14 protein-coding genes are annotated in these 13843 nt (G+C 57.4%); 9 read left to right on the forward strand and 5 right to left on the reverse strand.

Annotated elements, in window-relative coordinates:
* Positions 1-283: 283 nt before the first annotated feature.
* A complete protein-coding gene (locus tag C2E16_RS13045; RefSeq protein WP_038625428.1) occupies positions 284-682 on the reverse strand; it encodes a RidA family protein in 399 nt (132 codons plus the stop codon).
* A gap of 137 nt (positions 683-819) precedes the next feature.
* On the opposite strand from C2E16_RS13045, the gene C2E16_RS13050 reads away from it, so the two are divergent.
* Positions 820-1407, forward strand: coding sequence for a TetR/AcrR family transcriptional regulator (locus tag C2E16_RS13050; RefSeq protein WP_084970434.1), 588 nt, complete (start codon positions 820-822; stop codon positions 1405-1407).
* Positions 1408-1719: 312 nt separating this feature from the next.
* Here the strand turns inward: C2E16_RS13050 and C2E16_RS13055 are convergent, their stop codons facing one another.
* Positions 1720-2943, reverse strand: coding sequence for an MFS transporter (locus tag C2E16_RS13055; RefSeq protein ID WP_084970433.1), 1224 nt, complete (start codon positions 2941-2943; stop codon positions 1720-1722).
* 342 nt (positions 2944-3285) lie between these two features.
* Here C2E16_RS13055 and C2E16_RS13060 point away from each other — a divergent pair, with 342 nt between their 5' ends.
* A complete protein-coding gene (locus C2E16_RS13060) occupies positions 3286-4284 on the forward strand; it encodes an aldo/keto reductase (RefSeq protein ID WP_084970432.1) in 999 nt (332 codons plus the stop codon).
* 122 nt (positions 4285-4406) lie between these two features.
* Here the strand turns inward: C2E16_RS13060 and C2E16_RS13065 are convergent, their stop codons facing one another.
* On the reverse strand, positions 4407-5276 hold the full coding sequence (locus C2E16_RS13065) for an SDR family oxidoreductase (RefSeq protein WP_038625419.1): 870 nt from the start codon (positions 5274-5276) through the stop codon (positions 4407-4409).
* A gap of 105 nt (positions 5277-5381) precedes the next feature.
* Between C2E16_RS13065 and C2E16_RS13070 the strand changes: the two genes are divergently transcribed.
* On the forward strand, positions 5382-6272 hold the full coding sequence (locus C2E16_RS13070; RefSeq protein WP_084970431.1) for a LysR family transcriptional regulator: 891 nt from the start codon (positions 5382-5384) through the stop codon (positions 6270-6272).
* Between the two features lie 91 nt (positions 6273-6363).
* Here C2E16_RS13070 and C2E16_RS13075 read toward each other — a convergent pair whose 3' ends face one another.
* Together C2E16_RS13075 and fliE are read right to left on the reverse strand one after the other, a co-directional pair.
* Positions 6364-6630: a carboxymuconolactone decarboxylase family protein gene (locus tag C2E16_RS13075; RefSeq protein WP_038625415.1), complete on the reverse strand. Its 267-nt coding sequence runs from the start codon at positions 6628-6630 to the stop codon at positions 6364-6366.
* Between the two features lie 132 nt (positions 6631-6762).
* A complete protein-coding gene (gene fliE, locus C2E16_RS13080) occupies positions 6763-7074 on the reverse strand; it encodes a flagellar hook-basal body complex protein FliE (protein WP_038625413.1) in 312 nt (103 codons plus the stop codon).
* A 226-nt stretch (positions 7075-7300) separates the two neighbouring features.
* Here fliE and fliF point away from each other — a divergent pair, with 226 nt between their 5' ends.
* The 6 genes from fliF to C2E16_RS13110 are packed head-to-tail and all read left to right on the forward strand — an operon-like array spanning position 7301 to position 13816.
* Entirely contained in the window at positions 7301-9019 is a 1719-nt protein-coding gene (fliF, locus tag C2E16_RS13085; protein ID WP_084970430.1) for a flagellar basal-body MS-ring/collar protein FliF, read from the forward strand.
* Positions 9016-10008 (forward strand): flagellar motor switch protein FliG, encoded by a 993-nt coding sequence (gene fliG / locus C2E16_RS13090; RefSeq protein WP_038625408.1) that lies wholly within the window; start codon positions 9016-9018, stop codon positions 10006-10008. Before fliF ends, fliG begins: the two co-directional genes overlap by 4 nt.
* The gene (gene fliH / locus C2E16_RS13095) at positions 10001-10708 is read left to right on the forward strand and encodes a flagellar assembly protein FliH (protein ID WP_038625406.1); all 708 of its coding nucleotides are present in this window, start codon (positions 10001-10003) and stop codon (positions 10706-10708) included. The genes fliG and fliH overlap by 8 nt, the downstream gene beginning before the upstream one ends.
* Entirely contained in the window at positions 10708-12069 is a 1362-nt protein-coding gene (fliI, locus tag C2E16_RS13100; RefSeq protein ID WP_038625404.1) for a flagellar protein export ATPase FliI, read from the forward strand. The genes fliH and fliI overlap by 1 nt, the downstream gene beginning before the upstream one ends.
* A gap of 44 nt (positions 12070-12113) precedes the next feature.
* Positions 12114-12560 carry a flagellar export protein FliJ gene (gene fliJ / locus C2E16_RS13105; RefSeq protein ID WP_038625402.1) on the forward strand — a complete coding sequence of 149 codons (447 nt, stop codon included), beginning with the start codon at positions 12114-12116 and terminating at the stop codon, positions 12558-12560.
* Entirely contained in the window at positions 12557-13816 is a 1260-nt protein-coding gene (locus C2E16_RS13110; protein ID WP_038625399.1) for a flagellar hook-length control protein FliK, read from the forward strand. Before fliJ ends, C2E16_RS13110 begins: the two co-directional genes overlap by 4 nt.
* Positions 13817-13843 lie beyond the last annotated feature (27 nt).

Consider the following 13843-nt stretch of genomic DNA (forward strand, 5'->3'; position numbering starts at 1 on the left):
GGCGACGTAATGACTTAAATACTTCCCTGAATTTTTATTATCTGTTAGCACCCTGTACGAATAGTCATCGGCACTTTTATCCTGAGCCACGGCCCGTATTAAGCGCGCTAAACCAGAATGTTATGCGCTAAACTGCATCAATGCAGCAGAGATCTTCTTTAGAAAGGCCAGTCATCTCCATGACTGCTACTTCATTCAGGCTATAAAAGCGGCCCTTCCCTTCAGAAATGCGTTATAAAACAGGCCGTCAAAAAGAACATCCGTGTTCTGTCAGTAACACTCATCATGCAGATGCAGGAATACGTGCGATGACTTTTATTTCAAAATCAAACCCTGCCAGCCAGGTGACGCCTACCGCTGTCCAGTTGGGATAAGGCGCCTGGGGAAACAGTTCGTTCTTCACCTGCATTATCGTCGCGAACTGGTTTTCCGGGTCGGTATGGAAAGTCGTGACATCAATCAGATCGTCGAGGGTACAGCCTGCCGCCGCCAGCGTTGCCTGTAAATTGGTGAAAGCCAGCCGCACCTGGGCGGCGAAGTCAGGTTCCGGCGAACCATCCGCACGGCTGCCGACCTGGCCGGAAACAAACAGCAGATTATCGGAACGGATAGCGGCAGAGTAGCCATGCTGTTCATACAAAGCATGGCGGCTGGCCGGAAAAATCGCTTCACGTTGGGTCATAGATCCACCTTACAGAGGTTAATGTCGTCTGATATATCCGCAGTCTCTCCGTTTAAGATACACTGCGTATATGAATAGAGCATGCATACGCCTCGTATGTCAATTAAAATACGTACCGTATGTGAAAAGGAGCAGATATGGCAACAACACGTCGCGCTGAAGCAATGAAAGAAAACCGCGCCAGGCTTATCGCCGCTGCAAGAAAAGCGTTTGCGGAAAAAGGCTTTGCAGCAGCATCGATGGATGAGTTAACCGCCAGCGTTGGGCTGACGCGCGGTGCGCTCTACCATAACTTTGGCGATAAATTGGGTCTGCTGGCCGCCGTGGTGGCGCAGGTTGACAGTGAAATCGCCTTACGCGCCAGAGAACGGGCCGCCTCAGCCGCTGACGACTGGAGCAAACTGCTGGCGGAAGGCGTTGCCTATATTGAGATGGCGCTCGATCCTGAAGTGCAGCGTATTGTGTTACTGGACGGTCCGGCCTTTCTCGGCGATCCCTCTCGTTGGCCAAGCCAAAATTCATGTCTGGAAGCGACGCGCGGCATCCTGAGCGAAATGATGGATAACGGCTTATTAAAGCCCGTGGATATCGAAGCAGCAGCGCGGCTGCTGAACGGCGCCGCACTGAATGCAGCACTATGGATTGCGGCGAGCGAAAATCCGCAGGTAACGCTGCCTAAAGCGATAGAGGCGTTTACCCTGTTGGCAAGTGGCCTGCGCGCCTGAGAGAGTGCAAAGCAACAGTTGCAACACAGCGTTCAACGCGATTTTTATCTTTTACTGATGCATTTTTCTGCTTAAGCCTGCAGATGTGACGTTGTCATCTGCGGGCTTAAAAGTAAAAGCAACAGCGTCAAACTCTCAGGAAACTAACGCTTTCTTTCCCCGTGTTTTAAAGATAACCCCTTGAAAGTCATTTTGTTTAACCCGGAGTTTCAGGGTGAAATCTCCATGATTCTCACCCTGAGCCCTTTCTTTTTGGGTTGTTAGCATCCGCTTGCAGCCGTCTGCCGTCTTCTTTCAACCGTTTAAACCGTTTTAACGTTTGGCTGTTCGGGTATCTGGCATCAATAACGTCGCTAAACCCAGCAAAGGCAGAAAAGCACAGGCCTGATAGACCGAGGCGATACCATACAAATCAGCGAGTTTCCCCAGCCCTGCCGCCGCGATACCGCCTACGCCAAACATCGTACCGAACATAATCCCCGATACCATGCCCGTCCTTCCGGGCACCACTTCCTGCGCATAGACCACCAGCGCGGCAAAGGCGGAGGAAAAGATCAGCCCAATAATTACGGACAGCGTGATAGTCCAGAACAGGTCAACGTGAGGCAGCATCAGCGCAAACGGAATGACGCCAAGGAATGATATCCATATAACCGCTTTGCGCCCGATGCGGTCGCCCACAGGACCACCGATAAAGGTACCCACCGCAACCGAGGCAAGAAAGGCAAACAGACAGAACTGCGCCTGTTCAACAGGCAACTGGAAACGTTGCAGCAGATAAAAAGTGTAGTAATTGCTGATTGAGGCGATATAGCTAAATTTGGCGAAAAGAAGCACACCCACCACGCTTAACGCCAGTATCACGCGTTTACGCGGAAGAGGCGCCGCTGAAGCCGTAGCGTGTTTTTGCATATGGGCATGGCCATGCGTGGCTGACCATGCGCTCACTTTAGCGAGAACAACGATCGCCAGCAGAGCAATCAGCATCAGCCAGGCTACCGATAACTGGCCATGTGGCAGGATGAGCAGCGCCGCCAGCAGCGGACCGAACGCAGTACCCGCGTTGCCCCCGACCTGAAAGCAGGACTGGGCGGTGCCGAACCTGCCGCCGGATGCCATACGCGCTACGCGAGAGGCTTCTGGATGAAAGGTCGATGAACCGACGCCGATCAGCGCAGACGATAAAAGTAACAGGGCATAACTCCCGGCAATGGACATCAGAGCAATGCCGAGTAACGTCACCGCCATCCCCGCTGGCAACAGCAGCGGTATCGGGCGCTTATCGGTAAACAATCCCACCCAGGGCTGTAGCAAAGAGGCGGTGATCTGGTAAACCAACGCAATCATCCCTATCTGCGTATAGCTAAGGGCATAGCTGGATTTTAGTAATGGATAGATAGCGGGCAGCGTGGCCTGAATCATATCGTTGCAGGCGTGAGAAAGCGCGACGGCGCCCACTATGGAAAAAAGAAAACCCTGGGCCTCGTTATGCTTCTTGCCCGGCGTTTCTTCAATGCTTTCTGGATTGTATGACATGCGGTTTCTTCGTCAGAAAATGACGTCTCCCTGTTGGCGATTTCAAAGGACCTAATGATAAAGGCCTGGGATAAATTGCGGTAGCAATCTGAAACAGCCGCTGCCGCAATGTCAGATGGTTTGGTACCGCTAATAGCCGATCGGATCGTCGATGCAGCATAACGCGCCGCCAGCTTATTGAAAAAAATAAATAGCTTTACAGCGCGGTGATGAGGAGTGCGGCCATACTTCCCTCTGCAGAGGCCCTGGCTGACTGCTATTCTGAAACACCCCGGTATATAACAACGCATAGCTTTAGCGGCATCCGGCTGCCGTATACTTTTATCAACGAGCGAGGTTTTCATGGAATACACGAAGTTAGGCTCTACGGGGCTCGATATATCACGTCTGTGTCTGGGATGTATGACATTCGGTCAGCCTGACGCCGGCGCTCATCCCTGGACGCTTGCCGAAAATGATGCACGTCCCATATTTCGCCATGCGGTTGAACAGGGCATTAACTTCTTCGATACAGCAAACAGCTACTCTGCCGGCACGTCGGAGATGATGGTCGGTAAATTCCTGCGTGAGTTTTTTACAAACCGCGATGAAGTCGTGCTGGCGACGAAAGTGTTTTTCCCGCCGGGCGCGATGGGCAGCAAAACCAGCCCGAACGGACAAGGGCTGTCGCGTAAATCCATCATGGCGGAAATTGATAAAAGCCTGAAGCGCCTGGATACGGATTACGTTGACCTTTATCAGATCCACCGTTGGGACTATTCGACGCCCATTGAAGAAACCATGGAGGCGTTGCATGACGTTGTCAAAGCAGGAAAAGCGCGCTACATCGGCGCCTCATCCATGTATGCCTGGCAGTTTGCGAAAGCGCAGGAAACCGCACGCGCCAATAACTGGACACCGTTCGTCAGCATGCAAAATTACCTCAACCTGCTTTACCGCGAGGAAGAGCGCGAGATGCTCCCGATGTGCCTTGATCAGGGCGTGGGGCTTATCCCATGGAGTCCCCTTGCGCGCGGTAAACTTGCCCGGCCGGTTGGCGAAAGCTCAAAGCGTAATGAAACCGATCCTACTTCGCGCCTGCTTTATGCGGCAACCGAAGAAGCAGATAACAAAGTCATTAACGCGGTGGAAAAGTTAGCCGCAGCCCGTGGCGTGTCGATGGCGCAGATAGCGCTGGCGTGGGTGCTGAATAAGCAAGGCGTGTCAGCGCCCATTGTAGGCGCGTCGAAAATCGGCCAGCTGGATGATGCGATTTCAGCGTTGCAGATTGACCTGACTGACGATGAAATCGCTGAACTTGAAAAAGAGTATGTGCCTCATGTCGTAACCGGACATAGCTGATTCACCGGGATCATGTGAGCAGGCGGCTATGCCGCCTGCTTATCCAGGTCCGCTTTCCATAGTGATAATTTATTCACGCCGCGCCAGGGATTTTTCCTGCTGACGTTATACTGCCCTACTTATCATTCAGCAGCTGAAACGCCAGCCGCGAAGGCACGGTAAGCGTGCAGCGGCCGCCCAAGGATGGTGGTCAGGCGTTGAACGTCGCCAGATTCCGGCATCATCCCATCACTGACGTAACGCTCGGCCATCAAACGCATTTCATAAGCCATCCACTTCGGCATAAATGTCGCCAGGTTTTGCTCAAACCCGGCAGGATCGTCGCCACCATAAATGACCTGGCGACCCAAAATCTCTGTCCAGATAGCGGCTACGTCCATGCCGGTAAGGGTGTCAGGACCGACAAGATTGATGGTTTCAGACGCCAGTTCGCCTTGCGCCTGATCGCGTCGAATAAGTTCGATTGCAGCCACTTCGGCAATGTCTCGTACATCGACCATGGCAATGCCTTTGCTGCCAATGGGCATAGGGTAAACGCCATGATTGAAGATCACATCCTTAATCATCAGGTCATTATCGATGAAGTAGGCCGGGCGCAGAATGGTGGCGCTGAATCCCATTTTTTCGAGCATGCGTTCGGCGCCGGATTTAACCGCAAAATGCGGCACATTGACGAAGCGATCGGCATGTAACACGGAGAGATAGACGACCCGCTTCACGCCATATTCACGTGCGATATTCAGGGTGATGATTGCCTGCGTAAACTCGTCACCTGCGACCGTATTCAGCAGGAATAGCGTACTCACATTAGTGAAAGCCTTGCGTAGTGAATCAACGTCCAGCATATCGCCCTGAACAACGTCAACGCCTGACGGTAAGTTGGCTTTGGAAGGGTCGCGGGTGAGTACGCGGACAGCCGCGCCACGTTTGACAAGTTGTTTTACTACATGCTGGCCGACGCGGCCGGTTGCGCCTGTTACAAGGATGGTCATTTTGTTTCTCCTGAGAGAGGTCTGTGTGGGTGAAATGATTATTACTGATTCAAAATTGAGCGAATAGACACTATATTTAGACTCTCTGTCTCACTGGTGAAACACATGGATCTTCTGGCAATAAAAGACTTCAACCTTGTTGCACGGCATGGCGGTTTTGGAAAGGCAGCGCGCGCTACCGGGCGGCCCAAGGCGACGCTGTCGCGCCGCGTAGCTGAATTAGAGGAAAGTCTGGGGGTACGACTGTTCGAACGAGGTTCACGTAATCTCAGGTTGACGGAAGAAGGGCTGGCGCTGTTTGAACGTACGGGTCAGTTGCTTACTGAACTTGAGGAAGCGACAGTAACGATAGCGTCGGGAGGGAAAATACCGAGGGGCCGTTTGCGGATCAGCGTTCCGTTGTTGTTTGCCCAGACCGCCATGGGCAAGCTCGCAGCCGAATTTGTACTCGACTATCCCGGAATACAGCTTGAAGTCATGACCGATGACCGTGAAGTAGAGATGATCGAGGAGGGATATGATCTGGTTATACGGGTGAACCCAAAGGAAGATGAGACCTTGATTGGCCGACCATTTTTGCACGATCCGCAAATAGTGGTGGCCAACCCCCATCGGGCCTGGCCTCCTGATGAAGCTGTTATCCCGGCAGTTGTCAGAGGCTCGACCGGACAGCAGAGAAACTGGACATTAATTACGCCGGATGGAGCATCAATAATAACGGTTAATCCGGTGCTTTCGTTCTCTTCCATGACCATGATCCGTGATGCAGTAAGGCTTGATGTTGGTATAGCCTGTCTGCCGTTATCTCTGGTATTTAACGAGCTGGCCGCCGGGAGGCTCGTTAAATGGGGAGACACTGAAGGGCCTGTAACGGCTTTGTGGGTATTATATCCATCACGGCGCCTGCTCAGTCCACGCGTATCCGCCTTCCTCTCCTGGCTGAAAAAAAACTTCCCTGAAGGGACCTCAGCTGAACTGGCTAACTTTATAGAGTAAGAAGAATGCCGAAGCCCTGAAACAGGGTTGAGGAGCGGGATTTTTTAGTATTGATCGCGCCCAGAGTGCTTGCTCTGCGCCGATGGGACTGTTAATGAGCCTGGACGGTATCAAGCGCCATCCGAAGTCGCCGTGCGTCGTTTTCCTCGCCCTTCTCCTCAAAAAAAGGAACAAGCTCAGCGAGCTGGGATCGGCTCAGCCCTGTGTTCATGCTGATGCCCAGGTGCGCTTTCAGCTGCGATTCAATGCCGGTCATGGCCGAAAGCGCGCCGACGGTGGCTGAGGTGATTAACGCGCTGCGATAGCGGGAGGAATCATCAGCCCGGCGCTCGGTACCATTCAGGTTTCCGTACCGCACCCAGCGCGCCAGTCACCGGCAGCATAAGCAGACCGGCGCGACAGGCCGCAAAGCTGGCCCCATATGTCCTGCATCTGCCCTGAAGGAGAACGCCAGGCCAGGTTATTTTATTAAATTGAGTAACCTACCCCACTACACCTGCATATTCATAATTTCCTGGTAGGCGGCCACCAGTTTATTGCGCACCTGAATCCCCATCTGCATAGAGATAGAGGATTTTTGCAGATCGACCATCACATCGTTCAGCGCGATGCCCGGTTTACCCAATTCAAAATTTTGTGCCTGCGTACGCGCGCTGTTCTGCGTGTCGCTGATCTTATCCAGAGCGGCCTTCATCTGCGCAGCGAAGTCGGCGTGCGCGCTGGTGTCGGTGCTTCTGTTGCTTGCCTGCAGCGAGCCAAGCTGTAGCTGCTGAATGACGCTTTCTATCCCCTGGATTGCCATGTTAACCCTCGTTATTGGCGGCTTGTTCGATTTACGGAACAAAACTTAACACAAAGTCAATAAGACAAAGGGCGTAAATGACAGCAAAAGACATGGCTTTTTGACCCATCGAAATTGGCGAATCAGAAAATAATGGCCTCCATTGAAGTGGAACTTTTCTAAGCCGCATCAGGGAGTCAGTTTTGTCACCACTTAACACACAGTCCGGTCAACTGTCAGGCAGGAAATGGTCATGAATGCTACCGCAACTCAGGATACAGCAAATAAGAAAGGCTTCAGTGACCTTCTTGCTCGCCTGCGCGCAAATCCGCGGATACCGCTGATTATCGCGGTGGCCGCAGCCGCTGCCATCGTTGTCGCGCTGGTGCTTTGGGCGAAAACGCCTGATTACCGCGTCCTTTATAACAACCTCTCAAATGAGGACGGCGGCGCGATCGTGACGCAGCTTACTCAGATGAATATCCCCTACCGTTTCGAGGAGAACGGCGGCGCGCTCATGGTGCCCGCCGAGAAAGTGCATGAACTGCGCCTGCGTCTCGCTCAACAGGGTCTGCCGAAAGGCGGCGCTGTTGGGTTTGAACTGCTGGATAAAGAGAAGTTCGGCATCAGCCAGTTCAGCGAGCAGGTGAACTACCAGCGCGCGCTGGAAGGCGAACTGTCGCGCACTATCGAAACGCTCGGCCCGGTTAAAGGCGCGCGCGTGCATCTGGCGATGCCGAAACCAACGCTGTTCGTTCGCGAGCAAAAATCCCCGTCCGCCTCCGTCACGCTGCTGCTGCAGCCGGGACGCGCGCTGGATGAAGGACAGATCAGCGCCATCGTGCATATGGTCTCCAGCAGCGTCGCCGGGCTGCCGCCGGGCAACGTGACGGTGGTCGATCAGAGCGGTCGCCTGCTGACCCGTTCCGACGCGGCGGGCCGCGATCTCAACGATGCGCAGCTGAAATACGCCACCGAAGTAGAAAGCCGCTATCAGCAACGTATCGAAGCGATCCTCGCGCCGATCGTCGGCAACGGCAATGTGCATGCGCAGGTGACCGCTCAGATCGATTTCGACGCGCGTGAACAGACGGAAGAACAATATAAGCCGAACAGCGATCCGGCCAACGCCGCGGTGCGTTCACGCCAGAGCAGCAGCAGCGAGCAGCTGGGCGGCCAGTATCCGGGCGGCGTGCCGGGCGCGCTCTCCAACCAGCCGGCGCCAGCGAACAGCGCGCCGATCGAGACGCCGAACGCAAACGCCAACAACGCCAATGCGAATAACGCGGCGGCCAACAACGGCACCACCGCCAGCACCAACAGCAGCGCGCGCGCCGTGCCGTCCAACACGCATCACGACGACACGACCAACTATGAGCTGGATCGCACCATTCGTCATACCAAGATGAATGTCGGCAGCGTGAAACGTCTCTCTGTCGCCGTAGTGGTGAACTACCGCGCCGATGCGAAAGGCAAAGCGGTGGCGCTGACCGACGCGCAGCTGAAACAGATTGAAGATCTGACGCGCGAAGCGATGGGCTACTCCACCGATCGCGGTGACAGCGTCAACGTGGTGAACTCGCCGTTTACGCAGACCGATGAAACCGGCGGCGACCTTCCGTTCTGGCAGCAGCAGTCGTTCTTCGACCAGCTGATGAATGCGGGACGCTGGCTGCTCGTTGCTCTGGTCGCCTTCATCCTCTACCGCAAAATGGTGCGTCCGCAGCTGCTGCGCAAGCAGGAGATGGCCAAACTGGCGGCAGAGCAGGCGGCAGCGCAGGCGAAACAGCGTGAAGAAGATCAGGCCTTCTCTGTCTCCCTCAGCAAAGACGATCAGGAGCAGGAACGTAAGTCTAAACATCGCATGAGCGCCGAAGTGATGAGCCAGCGCATCCGCGATATGTCTGAAAACGATCCGCGCATTGTGGCGCTGGTTATCCGCCAATGGATGAGTAACGAACTATGAGTCTGACCGGTACTGAAAAAAGCGCCGTCCTGCTGATGACGATTGGAGAAGACCGCGCGGCTGAGGTGTTCAAACACCTCAACACCCGCGAGGTACAGCACCTCAGCGCGGCGATGGCCAATATGCGTCAGGTGTCGCACCAGCAGCTGGCCGACGTGCTGCGCGAGTTTGAAGCCGACGCCGAACAGTTTGCGGCGCTGAGCCTCAACTCCAACGACTACCTGCGTTCGGTGCTGGTGAAAGCGCTGGGCGAAGAGCGCGCGGCGACGCTGCTGGAAGATATTCTGGAAACGCGCGAAACCACCAGCGGCATGGAAACGCTCAACTTTATGGAACCGCCAGCGGCGGCCGATCTGATCCGCGACGAGCATCCGCAGATCATCGCCACCATCCTGGTGCACCTGAAGCGTTCGCAGGCGGCGGATATTCTCGCCCTGTTTGACGATCGTCTGCGTCACGACGTAATGCTGCGTATCGCCACCTTCGGCGGCGTCCAGCCGGCGGCGCTGGCGGAACTGACCGAAGTGCTCAACTCGCTGCTCGATGGCCAGAACCTCAAGCGCGCGAAGATGGGCGGCGTGAGAACCGCGGCGGAAATCATCAACCTGATGAAAACGCATCAGGAAGAGGCGGTTATGGAAGCGGTGCGCGAATTCGACGGCGAACTGGCGCAGAAAATCATCGACGAAATGTTCCTGTTCGAAAACCTGGTGGATGTGGACGACCGCAGTATCCAGCGTCTGCTGCAGGAAGTGGAGTCCGAGTCGCTGCTGGTCGCCCTGAAAGGCGCCGAACAGCCGCTGCGCGAGAAGTTCCTCAAGAATATGTCGCAACGTGCGGCCGATATCCTGCGCGACGACCTGGCCAACCGCGGCCCGGTGCGTATGTCGATGGTGGAAAACGAACAGAAAGCGATCCTGCTCATCGTCCGTCGTCTGGCGGAAAGTGGCGAAATGGTAATTGGCGGCGCCGAGGAAACCTATGTCTGATGCCTTTTCTTCCCGTCCGTGGCAGCGCTGGCAGCCTGACGATTTAACCCGGTTCGATCAGCCAGTCAGCGAGCCGCGTGCGGAGCCCGATTTCGCCTTCGTCGACAATGAAGAAGGCGAAGAGCCGTCGCAGCAGACGCAGCTGGAGCAGCTTCAGCTGCAGGCGCGTCTCGATGCGCACGCGCAGGGCTACGCCGAGGGTCAGCAAAAAGGCTTTAACGAAGGCAAGCAGGCGGGCTTCGACGCCGGTTTTCAGCAGGGCCTGACGGAAGCGCAGCAGCAGCAGGTGCCGATTCAGGCGCGCATGCAGCAATTGGTGACCGAATTCCAGCACACGCTGGAAGCGCTCGACAGCGTCATCGCTTCCCGGCTGCTGCAGCTGGCGCTGGAAGCGGCGCGCCAGGTGATCGGCCAGGCCACGGCGGTGGACGGTTCCGCCCTGCTGCGACAAATTCAGCAGATGATCCAGCAGGAGCCGATGTTCAGCGGCAAACCGCAGCTGCGCGTGCATCCTGACGATCTGCAACGCGTTGAGCAGACGCTCGGCCCGACGCTCGATCTGCACGGCTGGCGCCTGCTGGCGGACAGTTCGCTGCACCCCGGCGGCTGCAAGCTGAGCGCCGAAGATGGCGATTTAGACGCCAGCGTGGCGACGCGCTGGCATGAGCTGTGCCGCCTGGCGGCGCCTGGAGAGCTGTAATGACCACTCGTCTTTCCCGCTGGTTAGGTTCGCTGGACAGCTTTGAACAGCGCCTGGCGGAGGTGCCCACCGTGCGCCGCTACGGCCGCCTGACGCGCGCCACCGGCCTGGTGCTGGAGGCGACCGGCCTGCAACTGCCGCTCGGCGCCACCTGCGTTATCGAGCGCAACGACGGCAAACAGATCGCGGAAGTTGAAAGCGAAGTGGTCGGATTTAACGGTCAGAAACTGTTTCTGATGCCGCTGGAAGAAGTCGAAGGCATTCTGCCCGGCGCGCGTGTCTTTGCACGCGGCAACGGCGACAATGCGCAGAGCGGCAAACAGCTGATGCTGGGTCCGCAGCTGCTGGGTCGCGTGCTGGACGGCAGCGGCCGTCCGCTCGACGGCCTGCCCGCGCCGGAAACCGGCTACCGCGCCCCGCTGATCACCCCGCCGTTCAACCCCTTGCAGCGTACCCCGATCACCGACGTGCTGGATACCGGCGTGCGGGCGATCAACGCCCTGCTCACCGTCGGCCGCGGTCAGCGTATGGGCCTGTTCGCCGGTTCCGGCGTCGGTAAATCGGTGCTGCTCGGCATGATGGCGCGCTACACCAAAGCGGACGTGATCGTCGTCGGGCTGATCGGCGAACGTGGCCGCGAAGTAAAAGACTTTATCGAAAATATTCTTGGCACCGAGGGCCGCGCGCGCTCGGTAGTGATCGCCGCCCCGGCGGACGTTTCTCCCCTGCTGCGTATGCAGGGCGCCGCCTACGCCACGCGCATCGCCGAAGATTTCCGCGATCGCGGACAGCATGTGCTGCTGATCATGGACTCCCTGACCCGCTACGCGATGGCGCAGCGTGAAATCGCGCTGGCGATCGGCGAGCCGCCGGCGACCAAAGGCTATCCGCCTTCGGTGTTCGCCAAGCTGCCCGCGCTGGTCGAACGCGCCGGCAACGGCATCGACGGCGGCGGTTCGATCACCGCCTTTTATACCGTGCTGACGGAAGGCGACGATCAGCAGGACCCGATCGCCGACTCCGCGCGCGCCATCCTCGACGGCCATGTGGTGCTGTCGCGGCGCCTGGCGGAGGCGGGCCACTATCCGGCCATCGATATTGAAGCCTCCATCAGCCGCGCGATGACTGCGCTGATCGATGAAACCCACTACGCGCGCGTGCGCCAGTTTAAGCAGCTGCTCTCCAGCTATCAGCGCAACCGCGACCTGATCAGCGTCGGCGCCTATGCGGCCGGCAGCGATCCGATGCTGGATAAAGCGATCAAGCTCTGGCCGATGCTGGAAGCCTTTCTGCAACAGGGCATCTTCGAGCGCAGCAGCTATGACGATGCCTGCCTGCACCTGCAGGCGATCTTTGGTTGATGTCGCCGGGCCAGGCCCGACGCGAGGAGTGAGGTCACCTTACGATGGCAAAACCAAACAGTGCGATGGAAACCCTGCGCGACCTGGCGCAGAAAGAGGTGGAAGACGCGGCGATCCGACTGGGCACCATGCGCCGCGCGCAGCAGCAGGCTGACGAACAGCTCAACATGCTGCTGAACTACCAGGATGAATACCGCAATAAGCTGAACGACAATATGTCGACCGGCATCGCCAGTTCGCGCTGGACCAACTATCACCAGTTTATTCAGACGCTGGAAAAGGCCATTGAGCAGCACCGCCATCAGCTGGCGCAGTGCAACCAGAAAGTCGAACAGGCGCTGGACGTCTGGCGCAATAAACAGCAACGACTGCATGCCTGGGAGACGCTGCAGGCGCGCTCGCAGGCGAACGAATTATTACAGGAAAACCGTCTCGATCAGAAACGGATGGATGAGTATGCCCAGCGGGCGTCATTGAGGAAAGGTGAATGATTAAGCTGCCAACATCGGTCAACACTCTCAGCGTCGGAAGCGGCGCTGACCTTTCCGCCAGCACCGCCGGCGCGGTCGGCGGCGACAATACCGCCGCCGCAGCCGGGCAGCTGCCGGAAGCATTTCTTACCCTGCTCGGCAACCGTCTGCTGACGCTGACGAAACAGGGCGACGATAAAGCGTCGATCGCCGTCGGCGGCGATAAGGCGCAGGCGGAGAACGCGCCGACCACCGAGCTGAACTCGCTGCTGGCGGCGCTGGAAAAACCGGACGCGCTTAATGCGTTGCTGGCGCCCGAAAAGACTAAAGAGAGCGGCAAACTCGCCGATGATAAGGATGAGCTGAAACGTGACACGTTAAGCGCGGCGGACCAGCAATCTTTGCAGGCGCTGTTCGCCATGCTGCCGCAAACGCCATTTGTGCAGCAGGCGGCGAAGAGCAGCGAACTGAAACTGCAGGGCGACAGCCTTGCCGCGCCGTTGGGCGGGCAGAACGGCAGTTTAAAAGCGACGCTGGCGGCGCTGAACGCGCAGCAGCCAACAGCGGCCGACGCCCTGGCGGATAAATCCGCCAGCGTCAACGCGGCGGGTCTGACGACGGCCGCCACGACGGATAGCGGCGATATCGGCAACAGCGCCGCGTTCCAGAACATGCTGAACGGCGTAAAGCAGGATGAGGTAAAAGAAAATAAAGAGAGCCTGCCGCCGCAAACGCTGAGCGCGCTGTCGGCCGCCATGAACAGCGCTACCGCCGCCGTCGCGCAGCCTGCGGCGTCAGCCACGGCCATGACGCCGACCGCGCCGCAGATCAACGCGCAGCTGGGCAGCCCGGAGTGGCAGCAGGCGGTGAGCCAGCAGGTATTGATGTTTAGCCGCAACGGACAGCAGAACGCCGAACTGCGTCTGCACCCGGACGATTTGGGCGCGATCCAGATCAGTTTGAAGCTGGATAACGACCAGGCGCAGTTGAACATGATCTCCGGCCACAGCCAGGTGCGCGCCGCGCTGGAAGCCGCCCTGCCGCATCTGCGCACCGCGCTGGCGGAAAGCGGCATCAACCTGAGCCAGAGCAACATCGGCAGCGACGCCTTCCCGCAGAGCCAGAGCTTCGGCGGTCAGCAGGAGTCGCGCCGCGACCAGGCGCAGGGCGGATTCTCCCTGACGCCGGACAACGATAACGACGTCACGCCGCTCGCCGTTCCCGCCGCTTTACAGGCGCGCGCGGCCGGTAGCAGCGCTGTCGATACATTCGCCTGACGGCAACAAACGCCAAAGGTAAAAGCA

The sequence above is a fragment of the Mixta calida genome, assembly GCF_002953215.1.
Classification (GTDB): Bacteria; Pseudomonadota; Gammaproteobacteria; order Enterobacterales; family Enterobacteriaceae; genus Mixta; species Mixta calida.

Bases quoted from the DNA above. Each gene is read 5' to 3' on its own strand.
- C2E16_RS13045 (WP_038625428.1), bottom strand. From the start codon at position 682: ATGACCCAACGTGAAGCGATTTTTCCGGCCAGCCGCCATGCTTTGTAT.
- C2E16_RS13050 (WP_084970434.1), top strand. From the start codon at position 820: ATGGCAACAACACGTCGCGCTGAAGCAATGAAAGAAAACCGCGCCAGG.
- C2E16_RS13055 (WP_084970433.1), bottom strand. From the start codon at position 2,943: ATGTCATACAATCCAGAAAGCATTGAAGAAACGCCGGGCAAGAAGCAT.
- C2E16_RS13060 (WP_084970432.1), top strand. From the start codon at position 3,286: ATGGAATACACGAAGTTAGGCTCTACGGGGCTCGATATATCACGTCTG.
- C2E16_RS13065 (WP_038625419.1), bottom strand. From the start codon at position 5,276: ATGACCATCCTTGTAACAGGCGCAACCGGCCGCGTCGGCCAGCATGTA.
- C2E16_RS13070 (WP_084970431.1), top strand. From the start codon at position 5,382: ATGGATCTTCTGGCAATAAAAGACTTCAACCTTGTTGCACGGCATGGC.
- fliE (WP_038625413.1), bottom strand. From the start codon at position 7,074: ATGGCAATCCAGGGGATAGAAAGCGTCATTCAGCAGCTACAGCTTGGC.
- fliF (WP_084970430.1), top strand. From the start codon at position 7,301: ATGGTCATGAATGCTACCGCAACTCAGGATACAGCAAATAAGAAAGGC.
- fliG (WP_038625408.1), top strand. From the start codon at position 9,016: ATGAGTCTGACCGGTACTGAAAAAAGCGCCGTCCTGCTGATGACGATT.
- fliH (WP_038625406.1), top strand. From the start codon at position 10,001: ATGTCTGATGCCTTTTCTTCCCGTCCGTGGCAGCGCTGGCAGCCTGAC.
- fliI (WP_038625404.1), top strand. From the start codon at position 10,708: ATGACCACTCGTCTTTCCCGCTGGTTAGGTTCGCTGGACAGCTTTGAA.
- fliJ (WP_038625402.1), top strand. From the start codon at position 12,114: ATGGCAAAACCAAACAGTGCGATGGAAACCCTGCGCGACCTGGCGCAG.
- C2E16_RS13110 (WP_038625399.1), top strand. From the start codon at position 12,557: ATGATTAAGCTGCCAACATCGGTCAACACTCTCAGCGTCGGAAGCGGC.